Raw genomic sequence first — 15,214 nt, forward strand, 5'->3', positions numbered from 1 at the left:
ATGTCTGAAGAAAAGAAAGGTCAGCAGTATCTCGCCGCGTTGCATCAGGCTTTCCCCGGCGTGGTGCTGGAGGAGTCCTGGCAAACCAAAGACCAGGTAACCGTCACCATTAAGGTGAACTATCTGCCGGAAGTGGTGGAATTTCTGTACTACCAGCAGGGCGGCTGGCTGTCGGTGCTGTTCGGCAACGACGAGCGCCAGCTGTGCGGCAACTATGCGGTGTATTACGTGATGTCGATGGAGCAGGGCGAGAAGTGCTGGCTCACCGTGCGCGTGGAAGTCGACCCGGCTAAGCCGGAATACCCGTCCGTCACGCCGCGCGTGCCCGCCGCCGTCTGGGGCGAGCGCGAAGTGCGCGACATGTACGGCCTGGTGCCGGTCGGCCTGCCGGACGAGCGCCGCCTGGTGCTGCCGGACGACTGGCCGGACGAACTCTATCCGCTGCGCAAAGACAGCATGGACTACCGCCAGCGCCCGGCGCCGACCACCGACAGCGAAACCTACGAGTTTATCAACGAGCTGGGCAGCAAGAAAAACAACGTGGTGCCGATCGGCCCGCTGCACGTCACCTCCGACGAACCGGGCCACTTCCGCCTGTTTGTCGACGGCGAAAACATCATCGACGCCGACTACCGCCTGTTCTATGTCCACCGCGGCATGGAAAAGCTGGCGGAAACCCGCATGGGCTACAACGAAGTAACGTTCCTCTCTGACCGCGTGTGCGGTATCTGCGGCTTCGCCCACAGCACCGCCTACACCACCTCGGTGGAGAACGGCATGGGGATCGTGGTGCCGGAGCGCGCGCAGATGATCCGCGCCATTCTGCTGGAGGTGGAGCGTCTGCACTCGCACCTGCTGAACCTCGGCCTGGCCTGCCACTTCGTCGGCTTTGACTCCGGGTTTATGCAGTTCTTCCGCGTGCGTGAAGCGTCAATGAAGATGGCGGAGATCCTCACCGGGGCGCGTAAAACCTATGGCCTGAACCTGATCGGCGGGATCCGCCGCGACCTGCTGAAGGACGACATGATCCAGACCCGCCAGCTGGCGCAGCAGATGCGCCGCGACGTGCAGGAGCTGGTGGACATGCTGCTCAGCACGCCAAACATCGAGCAGCGCACCGTCGGCATCGGCCGCCTTGACCCGGAAATTGCCCGCGACTTCAGCAACGTCGGCCCGATGGTGCGCGCCAGCGGCCACGCCCGCGACACGCGTGCCGATCACCCGTTCGTCGGCTACGGCCTGCTGCCGATGACCGTGCACAGCGAGCAGGGCTGCGACGTCATCTCGCGCCTCAAGGTGCGTATTAACGAGGTGTTCACGGCCCTGAACATGATCGACTACGGCCTCGATAACCTGCCGGGCGGCCCGCTGATGGTGGAAGGCTTCACCTACATTCCGAACCGCTATGCCCTCGGCTTTGCCGAAGCGCCGCGCGGGGACGATATCCACTGGAGCATGACCGGCGACAACCAGAAGCTCTACCGCTGGCGCTGCCGCGCGGCCACCTACGCCAACTGGCCAACCCTGCGCTATATGCTGCGCGGCAACACGGTTTCCGATGCGCCGCTGATCATCGGCAGCCTCGACCCGTGCTACTCCTGCACCGACCGCATGACCGTGGTCGACGTGCGCAAGAAGAAAAGCCAGGTGGTGCCGTACAAAGAGCTTGAGCGCTACAGCATCGAGCGTAAAAACTCGCCGCTGAAATAAGGACTCGCCATGTTTACCTTTATCAAAAAAGTAATCAAAACCGGCACGCAGACCAGCCGCTATCCGCTGGAGCCGATGCCGGTGGATAAAAATTTTCGCGGCAAGCCGGAGCACAACCCGCAGCAGTGCATCGGCTGCGCGGCCTGCGTCAACGCCTGCCCGTCGAACGCCTTAACGGTAGAAACGGATCTCAAAACCGGCGAGCTGGCCTGGCAGTTTAACCTCGGGCGCTGCATCTTCTGCGGCCGCTGCGAGGAGGTCTGCCCGACGGTCGCCATTCGCCTGTCGCAGGAGTACGAGCTGGCGGTGTGGAAGAAGGAGGACTTCCTCCAGCAGTCGCGCTTTGACCTGTGCAGCTGCCGCGTCTGCCAGCGCCCGTTCGCCGTGCAAAAAGAGATCGACTACGCCATCGCGCTGCTGCAGCACAACGGTGACGCCCGCGCGGAGCACCACCGCGAAAGCTTTGAAACCTGCCCGGAGTGCAAGCGTCAGAAGTGCCTGCTGCCGTCCGACCGCATTGATATCACCCGCCATATGAGAGAGGCCAGCTGATGGAAAATTTACTCGGCCCGCGCGACGCTAACGGCATTCCGGTGCCGATGACGGTGGAGGAGTCCATCGCCAGCATGAAGGCGTCGCTGCTGAAAAAAATCAAACGCTCGGCCTACGTCTACCGCGTGGACTGCGGCGGCTGCAACGGCTGCGAGATTGAGATCTTCGCTACGCTGTCGCCGCTGTTTGACGCCGAGCGCTTCGGCATCAAAGTGGTGCCGTCCCCGCGTCATGCGGACATCCTGCTGTTTACCGGAGCCGTCACCCGCGCCATGCGCTCGCCGGCGCTGCGCGCCTGGCAGTCCGCGCCGGACCCGAAAATCTGCATCTCGTACGGGGCCTGCGGCAACAGCGGCGGCATCTTCCACGACCTCTACTGCGTCTGGGGCGGGACCGACAAAATCGTGCCGGTGGACGTCTACATTCCGGGCTGCCCGCCAACGCCCGCCGCGACGCTGTACGGCTTTGCCATGGCGCTCGGCCTGCTGGAGCAGAAAATCCACGCGCGCGAGCCGGGCGAGCTGGACAACCGGCCGGCGGCCATCCTGCACCCGGACATGGTTCAGCCGCTGCGGGTGAAGATTGACCGCACGGCGCGCAGGCTGGCGGGCTATCGCTACGGGCGCCAGATTGCCGATGATTATCTGCGCCTGCTGAGCCAGGGCGACCATCAGGTGGCGCGCTGGCTGGAGGCGGAAAACGATCCGCGTCTCAATGAGATCGTGGCGAACCTGAACAGCATCGTGGATGAGGCGCGTATCCGATGAGTGAAACGGTGGTGTTCAGCCAGCTGAGCCGTAAGTTTATTGATGAGAACGATGCCACGCCCGACGCGGCGCAGCAGGTGGTCTATTACAGCCTGGCGATTGGGCATCACCTCGGGGTGATTGACTGCCTGGAGGCGGCGCTGAGCTGCCCGTGGCCCGAGTACCTGGCATGGATCGCCACGCTGGAGGAGGGCAGCACGGCGCGGCGCAAGATGGAGGGCGTGCCGAAGTACGGCGAGATCGTCATCGACGCCAACCACATTGCGATGCTCGCCAACGCCTTTGACGCGGCGCTCGCCAGGCAAACCCCCGAGCAGCAGTCGTGGAGCAAAACGCTGCTCGGCATGCTGCACGATATTCACCAGGAGAGCGCCATCTACCTGATGGTGAGGAGATTACGTGACTGACGTTTTACTGTGTGTCGGCAACAGCATGATGGGCGACGACGGCGCGGGCCCGCTGCTGGCAGAGATGTGCGCCGCGAATCCGCAGGGCAATTGGGTGGTGATTGACGGCGGCAGCGCGCCGGAAAACGACGTGGTCGCCGTCCGCGAGCTGCGTCCGGAGAGGCTGTTAATCGTCGATGCCACCGATATGGGGCTCAACCCCGGCGAGATCCGCCTGATTGACCCGGACGACATCGCCGAGATGTTTATGATGACCACCCACAATATGCCGCTGAACTACCTGGTCGATCAGATTAAAGACGACGTGGGCGAGGTGCTGTTTTTGGGGATTCAGCCGGATATCGTTGGGTTTTATTACCCGATGACGCCGCCGGTGAAGGAGGCGGTGGAAGTGGTGTATTCACGGCTTGCGGAGTGGGTTGGGGATGGAGGGTTTGAACCCCTCACCCCGGCCCTCTCCCCAGAGGAGAGAGGGTGAAAACCGCGCCGAGCAGTCCTTTATTACCGGAGTAAAGAGGGTGAAAACCGCGCCGAGCAGTCCTTTATTCCCGGAGTAAAGAGGGTGAAAACCGCACCAAACGGTTCCCTCTCCCCTCTGGGGAGAGGGTTAGGGTGAGGGGCAAGGAGAGGTTACTCGAGATCCGCCCCGTTACTCGCAATCACCTTCTTATACCACCAGAACGATTTCTTGCGCTTGCGATCCAGCGTGCCGTTTCCGGCGTCGTCGCGGTCAACGTACACAAACCCGTAGCGCTTGCTCATCTCGCCCGTTGAGGCGGCCACCAGGTCGATGCAGCCCCAGGTGGTGTAGCCCATCAGCGGCACGCCGTCCTCAATCGCGTCGCCCATCGCGCGGATGTGCTCGCGCAGGTAGCTGATGCGGTAGTCGTCGTTGATCTCGCCGTTTTCATCAATAACGTCTTTCGCCCCGAGGCCGTTTTCCACCAGGAACAGCGGCTTCTGGTAGCGGTCGTACATCATGTTCATGGTGATGCGCAGGCCGAGCGGGTCGATGCCCCAGCCCCATTCGCTCACCTGAATATGCGGGTTACGCAGGGACTTCACGATGTTCGCCGCGCTGGTGTTGCCCGCGTTCATATCCGCCGACGCGCAGCGCGAGGCGTAATAGCTGAACGAGACAAAGTCGACGGTGTTTTTTAACAGCTCGTCGTCGCCCGGATCTTTCACTATCATCACGCCTTTCTCGCGGAACACGCGTGCGGAGTAGGCCGGGTAGCTGCCGCGCGCCTGCACGTCGATAAAGAACAGGTTCTCGCGGTCTTTCTCCAGCGCCATCCACACGTCTTCCGGCTTGCAGGAGTACGGATAGAAATTTCCGCCCGCCAGCATGCAGCCCACCTGGTTTTCCGGGTTCACCTCGTGGGCGATTTTGGTCGCCAGCGCGCTTGCCACCAGCTCGTGGTGCGCGGCCTGGTATTTCACCTGGTCTTCGTTTTCGCCTTCCTCAAACACCAGCCCCGCGCCGGAGAACGGGCTGTGCAGCATGATGTTGATTTCGTTGAAGGTCAGCCAGTATTTCACCAGCCCGTTAAACTCTTCAAAGCAGGTGCGGGCGTAGCGGGCAAAGAAATCGACCATCTTACGGTTGCGCCAGGAGCCGTATTCCGTCACCAGGTGCATAGGCACGTCAAAGTGGCAGAGCGTCACCAGCGGCTCGATGTTGTACTTTTTGCACTCCTCGAACACCGCGCGATAGAAGGCAATGCCCTCTTTGTTCGGCAGCGGTTCGTCGCCGTTCGGGTAGAGGCGGCTCCAGGCAATGGAGGTGCGGAACACCGTAAAGCCCATCTCCGCCATCAGGGCGATGTCTTCTTTATAGCGATGGTAAAAATCAATCGCTTCGTGGCTCGGGTAGAACTCGTCGTCACGCAGCGAAAAACGCTTTTCCTTACCGAGCTTCACCGCCAGGCGATTCGCGCCGTGGGGGATCATATCGACCGTCGTCAGTCCTTTGCCGCCTTCACGGTAAGCACCTTCACTCTGGTTGGCGGCAAGCGCGCCGCCCCATAAAAATCCTTGTGGAAAAACAGACATTCTTACCTCGCTTTCAATTTATGCTTTTGCTGCGTTGTTCTGTACCGGTGCGGTCTGCAGGGCGCGCGCTTTTTCAGCCTCGTCTTCGACCGGGATATCCTCAAACCCTAAAAGCAGGGTCAGAACAAACGACAGCACCACTGCCAGCCCCATCACGCCGAACACCCAGACGATGGTCATCGGGTTGGCCGGGTCAAAGAACTGCACGCTGGTGAACAGCCCCGGTGCCGCCATCGAGTGACTGGCAAGACCGGCCATGCCGGCGACCGCCCCGCAGATAAAACCGCTGATCAGGCTCGCAATCAGCGGACGTTTCAGACGCACCGCCACGCCGTACAGGGCCGGTTCAGAGATCCCCGCCATAATGGCGGAGGCTGCCGCCGCCAGCGCCGTCTGGCGCAGCTCCGGGTTTTTGGTTTTCCACGCCACCGCCAGCGACGAGCCGCCGAGCGACAGGTTGGCGCCGATTTCCGACGGCACCACCATCCCTTCCTTGCCCGTTTCGGCAATGGTCTGAATGATGGTCGGCGTAAACACGCGGTGCATCCCGGTCATCACCAGCAGCGGCCAGAGCGCGCCCATGATGGCGACGGAGAGCCAGCCCAGGTAGCCGTGAATGGTGTAGACCAGCGCGGAGATGGCGCTACCGATCCAGATCCCCAGCGGGCCAATCAGCACGATGGCGAGCGGGGCGGCAATCAGCACGATCAGCATCGGCTTGAGGAAGTTTTTCGTCACCGCCGGGGTAATGCGATCCACCCAGCGTTCGATATACGACAGGCACCAGGTCATCACCAGCGCCGGGATGACGGTGTAGGTGTATTTCACCGCCGTCACCGGAATAAAGGCGAACTCAACGTGCTCGCCCTGCGCGGCTTTCGCCATCAGCTCGATAAAGCTCGGGTGCACCAGCACGCCCGCGATGGCGATGGCCAGCGACATGTTGGTTTTGAACTTCACCGCCGCCGAGGCCGCCACCATCAGCGGCAGGAAGAAGAAGGCGCCGTCGCCGATGACGGTCAGAATAGTGAGCGTCGGCGCGCCTTTTGGCAGCACGCCGGTCATCTCGAGGATCATCGCCAGCAGCTTGACCATCGAGCCGCCAATGATCGCCGGGATCAGCGGGGACATGGTGCCGATCAGCGCGTCGAGGATCCCGGCGCCAATGCGGCGTAAGGTCATCTTCTGCGGACCTTCCGGCACTGCGAGCTGCAGGTCCGTGGGCAGCAGGCTCACCACTTCGCGGTACGCCTGTGAAACCGTGTTGCCAATAATGACCTGGCACTGGTTGTCGTTGCGTACCACGCCGAGCACGCCGCTGATGCTTTTCAGGCGCGCTGCGTCGGTCAGGCTTTCGTCTTTCAGTACGAAACGCAGACGCGTCATGCAGTGGGTGACGGCGACGATGTTCTCTTTGCCGCCCAGCGCGCTGATAACGTCGTTCGCCAGCGCAGCGTAATTTTTGGCCATCGGATGTGATCCTGTTATTGTTGTGAGACATGTAGGAAACCGGTTACACATAATCATCATGAGTTTCTGTGAATGAAACAAGATCGCTTTTTGACCATTTTTTCGTTTCGTGATGAAGATCGCAATGAGGTGTCGAAAGCGTGATTTCACCGCTGCGACAATTTTTTTGCAGTGCAGTACACTGCGCTCCATCAGATTCAGACGGAATAACACTATGACCACGATGCTTGAAGTGGCGAAGCGGGCAGGCGTTTCGAAAGCCACGGTGTCCCGGGTGCTGTCGGGAAATGGCTACGTCAGCCAGGAGACCAAAGACCGGGTGTTTCAGGCCATTGAAGAGAGCGGCTATCGCCCGAATTTGCTGGCGCGAAACCTGGCAACCAAACGTACCCAGACGCTGGGGCTGGTGGTGACGAACACCCTCTATCACGGCGTCTACTTTAGCGAACTGCTGTTTCACGCCGCGCGCATGACGGAAGAAAAGGGGCGGCAGCTGATCCTCGCGGACGGCAAGCACAGCGCGGATGAAGAGCGCGAGGCGATCCAGTACCTGCTCGATATGCGCTGCGACGCGGTGATTATCTATCCGCGCTTCCTGAGCGTGGAAGAGATGGATGAGATCGTCGAGAAGTGCGAGCAGCCGATTATGGTGCTCAACCGCCGCCTGCGGAAAAACAGCAGCCACTGCGTCTGGTCAGATCATAAAGCCTCCAGTCAGGAGGCGGTGTCGCAGCTGATTGCGAAAGGGCACCGGGAGATCGCGTTTATCACCGGCTCGCTGGATTCCCCCACCGGGGTTGAGCGTCTCTCCGGCTACAAGGACGCGCTGGCGCAGCACGGTATTCCGCTGCGCGAGGGGCTGATTGCGCAGGGAAAGTGGAACCCCGCCAGCGGCGCGGCGGCGGTTGCCGAACTGCTTGCGCGCGGTGAACGGTTTACGGCGCTGGTGGCGAGTAATGACGACATGGCGATCGGCGCCATGAAGCAGCTCCACGACAGCGGCGTGGCCGCACCGGACGCGGTGTCGGTGATCGGTTTCGACGACGTGGCCATCGCGCCCTACATCGTGCCGTCGCTCTCCAGCGTGCGTATTCCGGTGACGGAGATGATCAAAGAGACCATCAGCCGCCTGATCTTCATGCTCGACGGCGGTGAGTTTAAGTATCAGCAAACCTTCTCCGGCGAGCTTGTCCTGCGCGACTCCGTTATTGACGGCCCGCACCGCTGATGTCGACAGCTGTCATCGTCATAAGTGACGATGACAGCACCATCGTGATTTTTAAATTCATCTAAAATCAACAGGTTAACTATTGGCACGGTTTATGAATATCTCCGCGCATAACTGTAATGCTGGAGAAGCAGATGAACCGTTTTATTATGGCCGATGCCAGTAAGTGTATTGGTTGCCGTACCTGTGAAGTGGCGTGCGTGGTTTCCCATCAGGCGGAGCAGGACTGCGCGTCGCTCACCCCTGACACCTTCCTGCCGCGCATCCACGTCATCAAAGGCGTGAATATTTCCACCGCCGCCATCTGTCGCCAGTGCGAAGACGCACCGTGCGCGAACGTCTGTCCGAACGGGGCAATTAAACGCGAGAAAGGCTTTGTGCACGTCATGCAGGAGCGCTGCATTGGCTGCAAAACCTGCGTGGTCGCCTGCCCGTACGGCGCGATGGAGGTGGTTGTTCGTCCGGTGGTACGCAACAGCGGCATGGGGCTGAGCGTACGTGCGGAGAAAGCCGAAGCCAACAAATGCGATCTTTGCTATCACCGCGACGCCGGTCCGGCCTGCATGGAAGCCTGCCCGACGCACGCGCTGGTCTGCGTGGATCGCGACAAGCTTGAGCAGATGAGCGCCGAAAAGCGCCGTCGCGCGGCATTCGACACGTCGTCATCGCTGCTGTTCTGAACCCTATGAGCAGCAACGGCGTACAGCTGCGCGTGCGCGGCAAGGTGCAGGGCGTGGGGTTTCGTCCCTTCGTCTGGCAGCTGGCGCAGGCGCTTCAGTTGACCGGTGACGTCTGCAATGATGGAGAGGGCGTGCTGGTGCGCCTCGCGGGTAATGGGGGGGCCTTTACCGCGAGGCTGCATCAGGACTGCCCACCGCTGGCACGCATTGACCACGTTGAAACGCAGCCGTTTACGTGGGCGCAGGTGCCGGAGGACTTTACCATCCGCCACAGCGCGGGCGGGGCGATGGACACGCAGATTGTTCCCGATGCCGCGACCTGTCTGGCGTGTCTGGCTGAAATGCGCGACCCCGGCGAGCGCCGCTATCGCTATCCGTTCATCAACTGCACGCACTGCGGGCCGCGGTTTACCATTATCAGCGCGATGCCCTATGACCGTCCGGCCACGTCAATGGCCGCATTTCCCCTCTGCCTGCCTTGTGAGACGGAATACCGCAATCCCGCCGATCGACGTTTTCACGCCCAGCCGGTAGCCTGCCCGGACTGCGGGCCAGCGCTGGGATGGCGTGCGGGCGACATCACCGCTTCCCGTGAGGCTGCGCTGAGCGCGGCGGTGGCGATGCTGAAAAGCGGCGGCATAGTCGCGGTCAAAGGGCTGGGCGGTTTTCATCTCGTCTGCGACGCGCGTAATCCGCAGGCGGTCGCGACGCTTCGGGCACGCAAACAGCGACCGTCTAAGCCGCTGGCGGTAATGATCCCGAATGCGGACGGCGTGCCGGAGGCGATCCAGACGCTGTTACGCTCCTCCGCAGCGCCGATTGTGCTGACCCCAAAAGCCTCGCTTCCCGGATTTCCCGAAGGGATTGCACCCGGGCTCGATTGTATTGGCATCATGCTTCCCGCTAATCCGCTGCAACACCTGCTGATGATGGACTGCCAGCGCCCGCTGGTGATGACTTCCGGCAACCTCAGCGGCAGACCGCCTGCCATGACCAACCAGCAGGCGCTGGATGAGCTCGGCGACGTCGCGGACGGCTTCCTGCTGCACAACCGCGATATCCTGCAGCGGATGGACGATTCGGTGGTGGATCGCGACGGCGCGATGCTTCGCCGCGCGCGCGGTTTTGTGCCCGATGCCGTCGCGCTGCCTGCGGGTTTTGAGAATATCCCCGCCATGCTATGCACCGGCGCGGAGATGAAAAACACCTTCTGCCTGGTGCGTGGCAGCCAGGCGGTGCTGAGCCAGCATTTTGGCAATCTCGGTGACGAGGGTGTCGAAGCGCAGTGGCGCGGCGCGCTATCGCTGATGCAGAAAATTTACGCCTTTCAGCCGAAGCGCGTGGTGTGTGACGCCCATCCGGGTTATCACACACAACGGTGGGCGCAGGCGCAGGGGCTGCCGGTCGAAACCGTACTGCACCATCACGCCCATGCGGCGGCGTGCCTGGCGGAGAACGGCTGGCCGCTCGACGGCGGAGACGTGATTGCCCTGACGCTGGACGGGATCGGCATGGGCGAGGACGGCGCGCTGTGGGGCGGGGAGTGCCTGCGGGTGAACTATCTCGCGTGCGAGCGTCTGGACGGGCTGCCTGCCGTTGCGCTGCCGGGGGGCGATCTGGCGGCGCGGCAGCCGTGGCGTAATTTACTCGCCCACTGCCTGGCGTTTGTCCCTGACTGGCAGCAGTATCCGGAAACGCGCGCGGTTCAGCGTGAAAACTGGCCGCTGCTGGCAACGGCGATCCGGCGCGGCATCAACGCGCCGCAGGCCTCGTCCTGTGGTCGCCTGTTTGATGCGGTCGCCTGCGCGCTGGGCATCGAAACCCAATCCTGGGAAGGTGAAGCGGCCTGCCGGCTGGAAGCGCTGGCCTCGCAGTGCGCGGGCGTCGACCATCCGGTGACGCTGGACGTGGATAACCTCGCGCAGTTCTGGCAGCAGTGGCTGAGCTGGCAGGCGGAATCCTGCCAGCGCGCGTGGGCGTTTCACGACGCGCTGGCAAAAGGGCTGGCGCAACTCGCCGCGCGCCATGCCCGACGCCTGTCGCTGTCGACAATCTGTCTCAGCGGCGGCGTGCTACACAACCGTCTGCTGCGCGCGCGGCTGCGTCATTATCTATCTGACTTTACGCTTCTTTTTCCTTCGCGCCTGCCCGCAGGTGACGGAGCGATCTCCTTCGGGCAGGCGGCGATCGCCGCTGCCCGGTCATGTTCACAAAGGACTTAAAATGTTACGACTCTTACGCAATGAACCTCGCGCCGCGCTTCTGCTGCTGGCTCTGGTAATGGCAAACCTGCTGGCCTGGGGATGGGCATGGCACGCTTTTAGCGGCAGCACGGCGCTGATGGCCGCCAGCCTGCTGGCGTGGTGCTACGGGCTGCGTCACGCGGTGGACGCTGACCACATCGCGGCGATTGATACCGTGACGCGTAAGATGATGCAGCAGGGCAAACGTCCTTCCGGCGTGGGGGCGTGGTTCTCGCTGGGGCACTCCACCATCGTGGTGCTGGCCTCCATTGCTATCGCCGCGACCGCGACGGCGTTTCAGAAAAACATGGAATGGTTCCACGAAACCGGCAGCCTGATTGGCACCGCCGTTTCCGCCACCTTCCTGCTGGCGATGGCGCTGGTGAACATGGTGATCCTGCGCGGCGTCTGGCGCAGTTTTCAGGCGCTGAAACAGGGCAGGCCAGTGCAGGGCGACATCACGCTCCCTGCCCAGGGTGGCGTCATGAACTGGCTGTTTGGCAAAACCTTCCGCCTGGTGAATAAAAGCTGGCAGATGTACCTGGTCGGTTTCCTGTTTGGCCTCGGCTTTGACACGGCCACCGAGATTGGCGTGCTGGGGATCTCTGCCGCCAGCGCGTCAAGCGGGATGTCGGTGTGGTCAATCATGGTCTTCCCGGCGCTCTTCGCCAGCGGCATGGCGCTGGTGGATACTCTCGATAACCTGTTGATGGTCGGTGCCTACGGTTGGGCGTTCAACAAGCCGCAGCGCAAGCTCTACTACAACATGACCATTACCGGCACCTCCGTGGTGGTGGCGCTGTTTATCGGCGGGCTGGAAGCGCTGGGTCTGCTGATGGACAAATTTGCCCTCAGCGGCGGCGTGTGGGATCTGATTGGCACGGTAAACGACAATCTGGGCAACGCCGGGTTTGTGGTGGTTGGGCTGTTTGTCGCCTGCTGGCTGATCTCCATGGTCAACTACCGCTGGCGTGGCTACGACGCGCTGGTGGTACGTTCCTGAACCGGCTCCTGCACGGCGCAACCTCCGCGACTTCCTCAATGGCTGGCGCATAGCGGCATACCGATAAAAAAGATGCTGAAAATGTAGAACTTTTGCGGAATAAATATATTCCGCATTCTTCGCTTGTGTGAAATAACGAGAAAGATAATTGAGTTATTTATAAAAATTCGCCATGATTCGCCTCCTGCTGATGATGTCTTTTCAGACTGAGTCGGCTGACAATAATAAAGCTGGATGATGTTTTTAATCTGTTTCAGATTAAAGTATTTACGAAAATAATAAATAAGGGATTGATAGCGATGATATATCTACTTTGCATTTGTTTGATGAATAGAATACGTAAAAAAAAGCCCCGGAATATCGGGGCGGTGAATAATAAAATCCAAAGATTAAGACAGCGTAGACTAGCTGTTGGCCGGGTAAACGAAGCGCCGCCCGGCAAAGCGAGGGTTAAGCAGGTAACAGTTTCAGCAGTGCGAAAGCCTCCTTCATCCGGTCTTCACTAACCACAAAAGCGCGAATCTGACCCTCGTTATCCGCGCCGCGCGCGACCATTCCCTGCGGTTCGAGGGTAATTTGCCAGTTCAGATCCTGACGCTGCGTTTCACCGGCAAGATGCAGCGGTAATTCCGGCGTTTTGACTTTAATCAGCATGGCGGGTAATTTCAGCGGCGCGCTGCCGCCGAGCAGGTTTTTCGCCAGATACATCGCGCTTAATTGAATTGGCTGTAAAAAAGGCAGTACCTGACCGTTAATTTCAGCGCAGTCACCTAACGCGTAAATATCAGGTTGCGTGGTTTGCAGGTAGCTATTTACCTTCACGCCACGCTGTATTTCGGCGCCTGCGCGATGCGCCAGCGCGGTTTCCGGGCGCAGGCCCGTTGCAGCGATTACCACATCCACCTCAACGCTGCGGCTGCGGTCGAGCGTGGCACGAATGCCGCTTTCGGTTTTGCTCAGACTTTGCAGCTGCGATTTCAACAGCAGATGCACCCCCATGTCGGTCAGGCGATGCTGTAAGCGACTGCTTACTTCTGCCGGCATCAGTGACGACAGAATGCTCGCCGCATGGTCGACCAGAGTCACGGATTTACCCGCCCGGCAGAAATCCATCGCCAGCTCGGTGCCTATCAGCCCGCCACCAACAATCATTACCCGCTGCGCGTCGCGAAGCGCCGTTTCGCTGGCCTGGTACTCCTGCTGGCTGTTGAGGGTGATCGTCAGCTCGCGGCCCTCAATCGGCGGCACAAACGCAGAGGCACCCGTGGCCAGCACCAGCCTGTCGTACTGCCAGGTTTTCTCTTTTGCTTTTACCACGTGGGCGGCGGCGTCGATGTCGGTGACCCAGGTGTAGGGAAACAGACGCAGGTTAAACTGTTCCGCGAACTCACCCGCCGTCTGGCGGGTGAGGTCCTCGGCGCGCTGATTCTGGCTAATGACGTGGCTCAGATCGGGCTTGTTATACTCGTCCATGCTGTCGGCGGCGATCACCGTCAGCGGCACGCTGGCGTCCTGCTTGCGGATATTTTTCACCAGCTGGCGGGCGGCAAAGCCCGAGCCGATGATGACGATACCGTTGTTCATTTTGCCTCCGTACCCAGTTCGTCAAAGACGTCTTTACCGAGTGAACATTCCGGGCAGAGGAAGTTTTCCGGCACGTCACTCCACGGCGTGCCCGGCGCAACGTCCTGCAGCGGCTCGCCCAGTTCAGGATCGTAAATCCACTGGCAGACGCTGCACTGCATGCGCGGTCCGGGATCGGCGGCTGCCGCGGCGGCGCAGGCGCAGGTTTCCTGCTGTGCGGTCGGTTCGGCAGCTTGCGGAAGCGGTGCGAGCGCCCACTGGCGGGCAATGTCGCGGCCGTGCTGGCGGCAGACCTCCAGGGCGTCGATATCCGGGCGCCATTTCGCCTTCAGGCTGAGGGACATTTCAAAGCCCGCATCCTGTAAACGGGTGGAGAGACGGTCTACCGCGCCGCCGCTCCAGCCGTGGGAGCCAAAGGCGCTGGCGCGCTTGTTGCGAAAACGCAGGCCGGTCATCTCTTCCACCAGACCGGCAATTTTCGGCATCATCACGTTGTTCATGGTGGAGGTGCCCACCAGCACGCCCTTAGAGCGGAACACGTTGGTCAAAACCTCATTCTTATCGCTGCGCGCCACGTTGAAGATTTTCACCGCCACGTTGGGGTCCACTTCGTTGATGCCCTGGGCAATCGCGTCCGCCATCATGCGGGTGTTGTTGGACATGGTGTCGTAGAAAATAGTGATGCGGTCTTCCTGATAGTCCGCCGCCCACTTCAGGTACAGCTCCACAATCTGGGTTGGGTTCTCACGCCACACCACGCCGTGGGAGGTAGCAATCATCTCCACCGGCAGGTTAAAGCCGAGGATTTCGGTGATTTTCGGCGTCACCAGGCGGCTGAACGGGGTCAGGATGTTGGCGTAGTAGCGCTGGCACTGCTCGAACAGTTCGGTCTGGTCCACTTCGTCGTTGAACAGGCGCTCGTCGCAGTAGTGCTGGCCGAAGGCGTCGTTGCTGAACAGCACCGCGTCGCCAGTCATGTAGGTCATCATGCTGTCCGGCCAGTGCAGCATCGGGGTTTCTACGAAGATCAGCTGCTTGCCGTTGCCGATATCCAGCGCGTCGCCGGTTTTCACGGTGTGGAAGTTCCACTCCGGATGGTGGTGGTGGCCGTTGATTGAGTCGATGGCGTTAGTGGTGCAGTAGATCGGCGTGTTCGGAATGTAGGACATCAGCTCGGTCAGCGCGCCGGCGTGGTCCTCTTCCGCGTGGTTGATGATGATGTAGTCGATGTCGTCCAGGTCGATTTCACTGCGCAGGTTCTGCACGAACTCGCGGCTGAACTTGTGATCGACGGTATCGATCAGCACGTTTTTTCCTTCGCGGATGAGATAGCTGTTGTAGCTGCTGCCGCGCAGCGTTTTGTATTCCGTCCCGTGGAAATCGCGCACTTCCCAGTCACGTTGACCCACCCAATGAATGTTATTTTTAACCAGAATAGACATAGCAACCTCTACGTAATACAGCATTTTCAAATAAGATGGTTTGCCTATATCAAGTTGCGTGCCAGTTTTTAAT

At 60.6% G+C, this 15,214-nt stretch carries 13 protein-coding genes; 9 read left to right on the top strand and 4 right to left on the bottom strand.

Annotation, left to right across the window (positions count from 1 at the left end; all coding sequences use genetic code 11):
- From hycE to hycI, 5 genes are read left to right on the top strand one after another with little or no spacing between them, the layout of a single operon-like run.
- Positions 1-1,710, top strand: a complete 1,710-nt coding sequence (hycE, locus tag QMN93_RS11730) for a formate hydrogenlyase subunit HycE (RefSeq protein WP_193139880.1) — start codon at positions 1-3, stop codon at positions 1,708-1,710.
- Between the two features lie 9 nt (positions 1,711-1,719).
- Complete coding sequence (locus QMN93_RS11735) at positions 1,720-2,262, top strand: formate hydrogenlyase complex iron-sulfur subunit (RefSeq protein ID WP_121424513.1); 543 nt, start codon at positions 1,720-1,722, stop codon at positions 2,260-2,262.
- Complete coding sequence (locus QMN93_RS11740) at positions 2,262-3,029, top strand: NADH-quinone oxidoreductase subunit B family protein (RefSeq protein WP_033146382.1); 768 nt, start codon at positions 2,262-2,264, stop codon at positions 3,027-3,029. The genes QMN93_RS11735 and QMN93_RS11740 overlap by 1 nt, the downstream gene beginning before the upstream one ends.
- Positions 3,026-3,436, top strand: a complete 411-nt coding sequence (locus QMN93_RS11745; protein WP_033146381.1) for a formate hydrogenlyase maturation HycH family protein — start codon at positions 3,026-3,028, stop codon at positions 3,434-3,436. Before QMN93_RS11740 ends, QMN93_RS11745 begins: the two co-directional genes overlap by 4 nt.
- Positions 3,429-3,914: a hydrogenase maturation peptidase HycI gene (hycI, locus tag QMN93_RS11750; RefSeq protein WP_193139878.1), complete on the top strand. Its 486-nt coding sequence runs from the start codon at positions 3,429-3,431 to the stop codon at positions 3,912-3,914. Before QMN93_RS11745 ends, hycI begins: the two co-directional genes overlap by 8 nt.
- A gap of 152 nt (positions 3,915-4,066) precedes the next feature.
- On the opposite strand, the gene QMN93_RS11755 is transcribed toward hycI, so the two are convergent.
- The gene (locus QMN93_RS11755; RefSeq protein WP_193139876.1) at positions 4,067-5,491 is read right to left on the bottom strand and encodes a 6-phospho-beta-glucosidase; all 1,425 of its coding nucleotides are present in this window, start codon (positions 5,489-5,491) and stop codon (positions 4,067-4,069) included.
- Between the two features lie 18 nt (positions 5,492-5,509).
- Positions 5,510-6,961 (bottom strand): PTS cellobiose/arbutin/salicin transporter subunit IIBC, encoded by a 1,452-nt coding sequence (gene ascF / locus QMN93_RS11760; protein WP_193139874.1) that lies wholly within the window; start codon positions 6,959-6,961, stop codon positions 5,510-5,512.
- A 214-nt stretch (positions 6,962-7,175) separates the two neighbouring features.
- Between ascF and QMN93_RS11765 the strand changes: the two genes are divergently transcribed.
- The 4 genes from QMN93_RS11765 to QMN93_RS11780 all read left to right on the top strand — a co-directional run bounded on the left by QMN93_RS11765 (position 7,176) and on the right by QMN93_RS11780 (position 12,115).
- On the top strand, positions 7,176-8,189 hold the full coding sequence (locus QMN93_RS11765) for a LacI family DNA-binding transcriptional regulator (protein ID WP_045888102.1): 1,014 nt from the start codon (positions 7,176-7,178) through the stop codon (positions 8,187-8,189).
- 134 nt (positions 8,190-8,323) lie between these two features.
- Positions 8,324-8,869 carry an electron transport protein HydN gene (gene hydN, locus QMN93_RS11770; protein WP_023308960.1) on the top strand — a complete coding sequence of 182 codons (546 nt, stop codon included), beginning with the start codon at positions 8,324-8,326 and terminating at the stop codon, positions 8,867-8,869.
- A gap of 5 nt (positions 8,870-8,874) precedes the next feature.
- Entirely contained in the window at positions 8,875-11,091 is a 2,217-nt protein-coding gene (gene hypF / locus QMN93_RS11775; RefSeq protein WP_193139872.1) for a carbamoyltransferase HypF, read from the top strand.
- Position 11,092: 1 nt separating this feature from the next.
- Positions 11,093-12,115 carry a HoxN/HupN/NixA family nickel/cobalt transporter gene (locus QMN93_RS11780; RefSeq protein WP_048975979.1) on the top strand — a complete coding sequence of 341 codons (1,023 nt, stop codon included), beginning with the start codon at positions 11,093-11,095 and terminating at the stop codon, positions 12,113-12,115.
- Positions 12,116-12,565: 450 nt separating this feature from the next.
- Here QMN93_RS11780 and norW read toward each other — a convergent pair whose 3' ends face one another.
- Positions 12,566-13,699 (bottom strand): NADH:flavorubredoxin reductase NorW, encoded by a 1,134-nt coding sequence (gene norW, locus QMN93_RS11785; RefSeq protein ID WP_193139870.1) that lies wholly within the window; start codon positions 13,697-13,699, stop codon positions 12,566-12,568.
- Positions 13,696-15,141 carry an anaerobic nitric oxide reductase flavorubredoxin gene (norV, locus tag QMN93_RS11790; RefSeq protein ID WP_193139868.1) on the bottom strand — a complete coding sequence of 482 codons (1,446 nt, stop codon included), beginning with the start codon at positions 15,139-15,141 and terminating at the stop codon, positions 13,696-13,698. Before norV ends, norW begins: the two co-directional genes overlap by 4 nt.
- Positions 15,142-15,214: the final 73 nt, after the last annotated feature.

Origin of the sequence: Enterobacter sp. R-1.6.2 (assembly GCF_035064085.1) — a bacterium.
In the GTDB taxonomy this organism is placed as follows: Bacteria; Pseudomonadota; Gammaproteobacteria; order Enterobacterales; family Enterobacteriaceae; genus Enterobacter; species Enterobacter asburiae_B.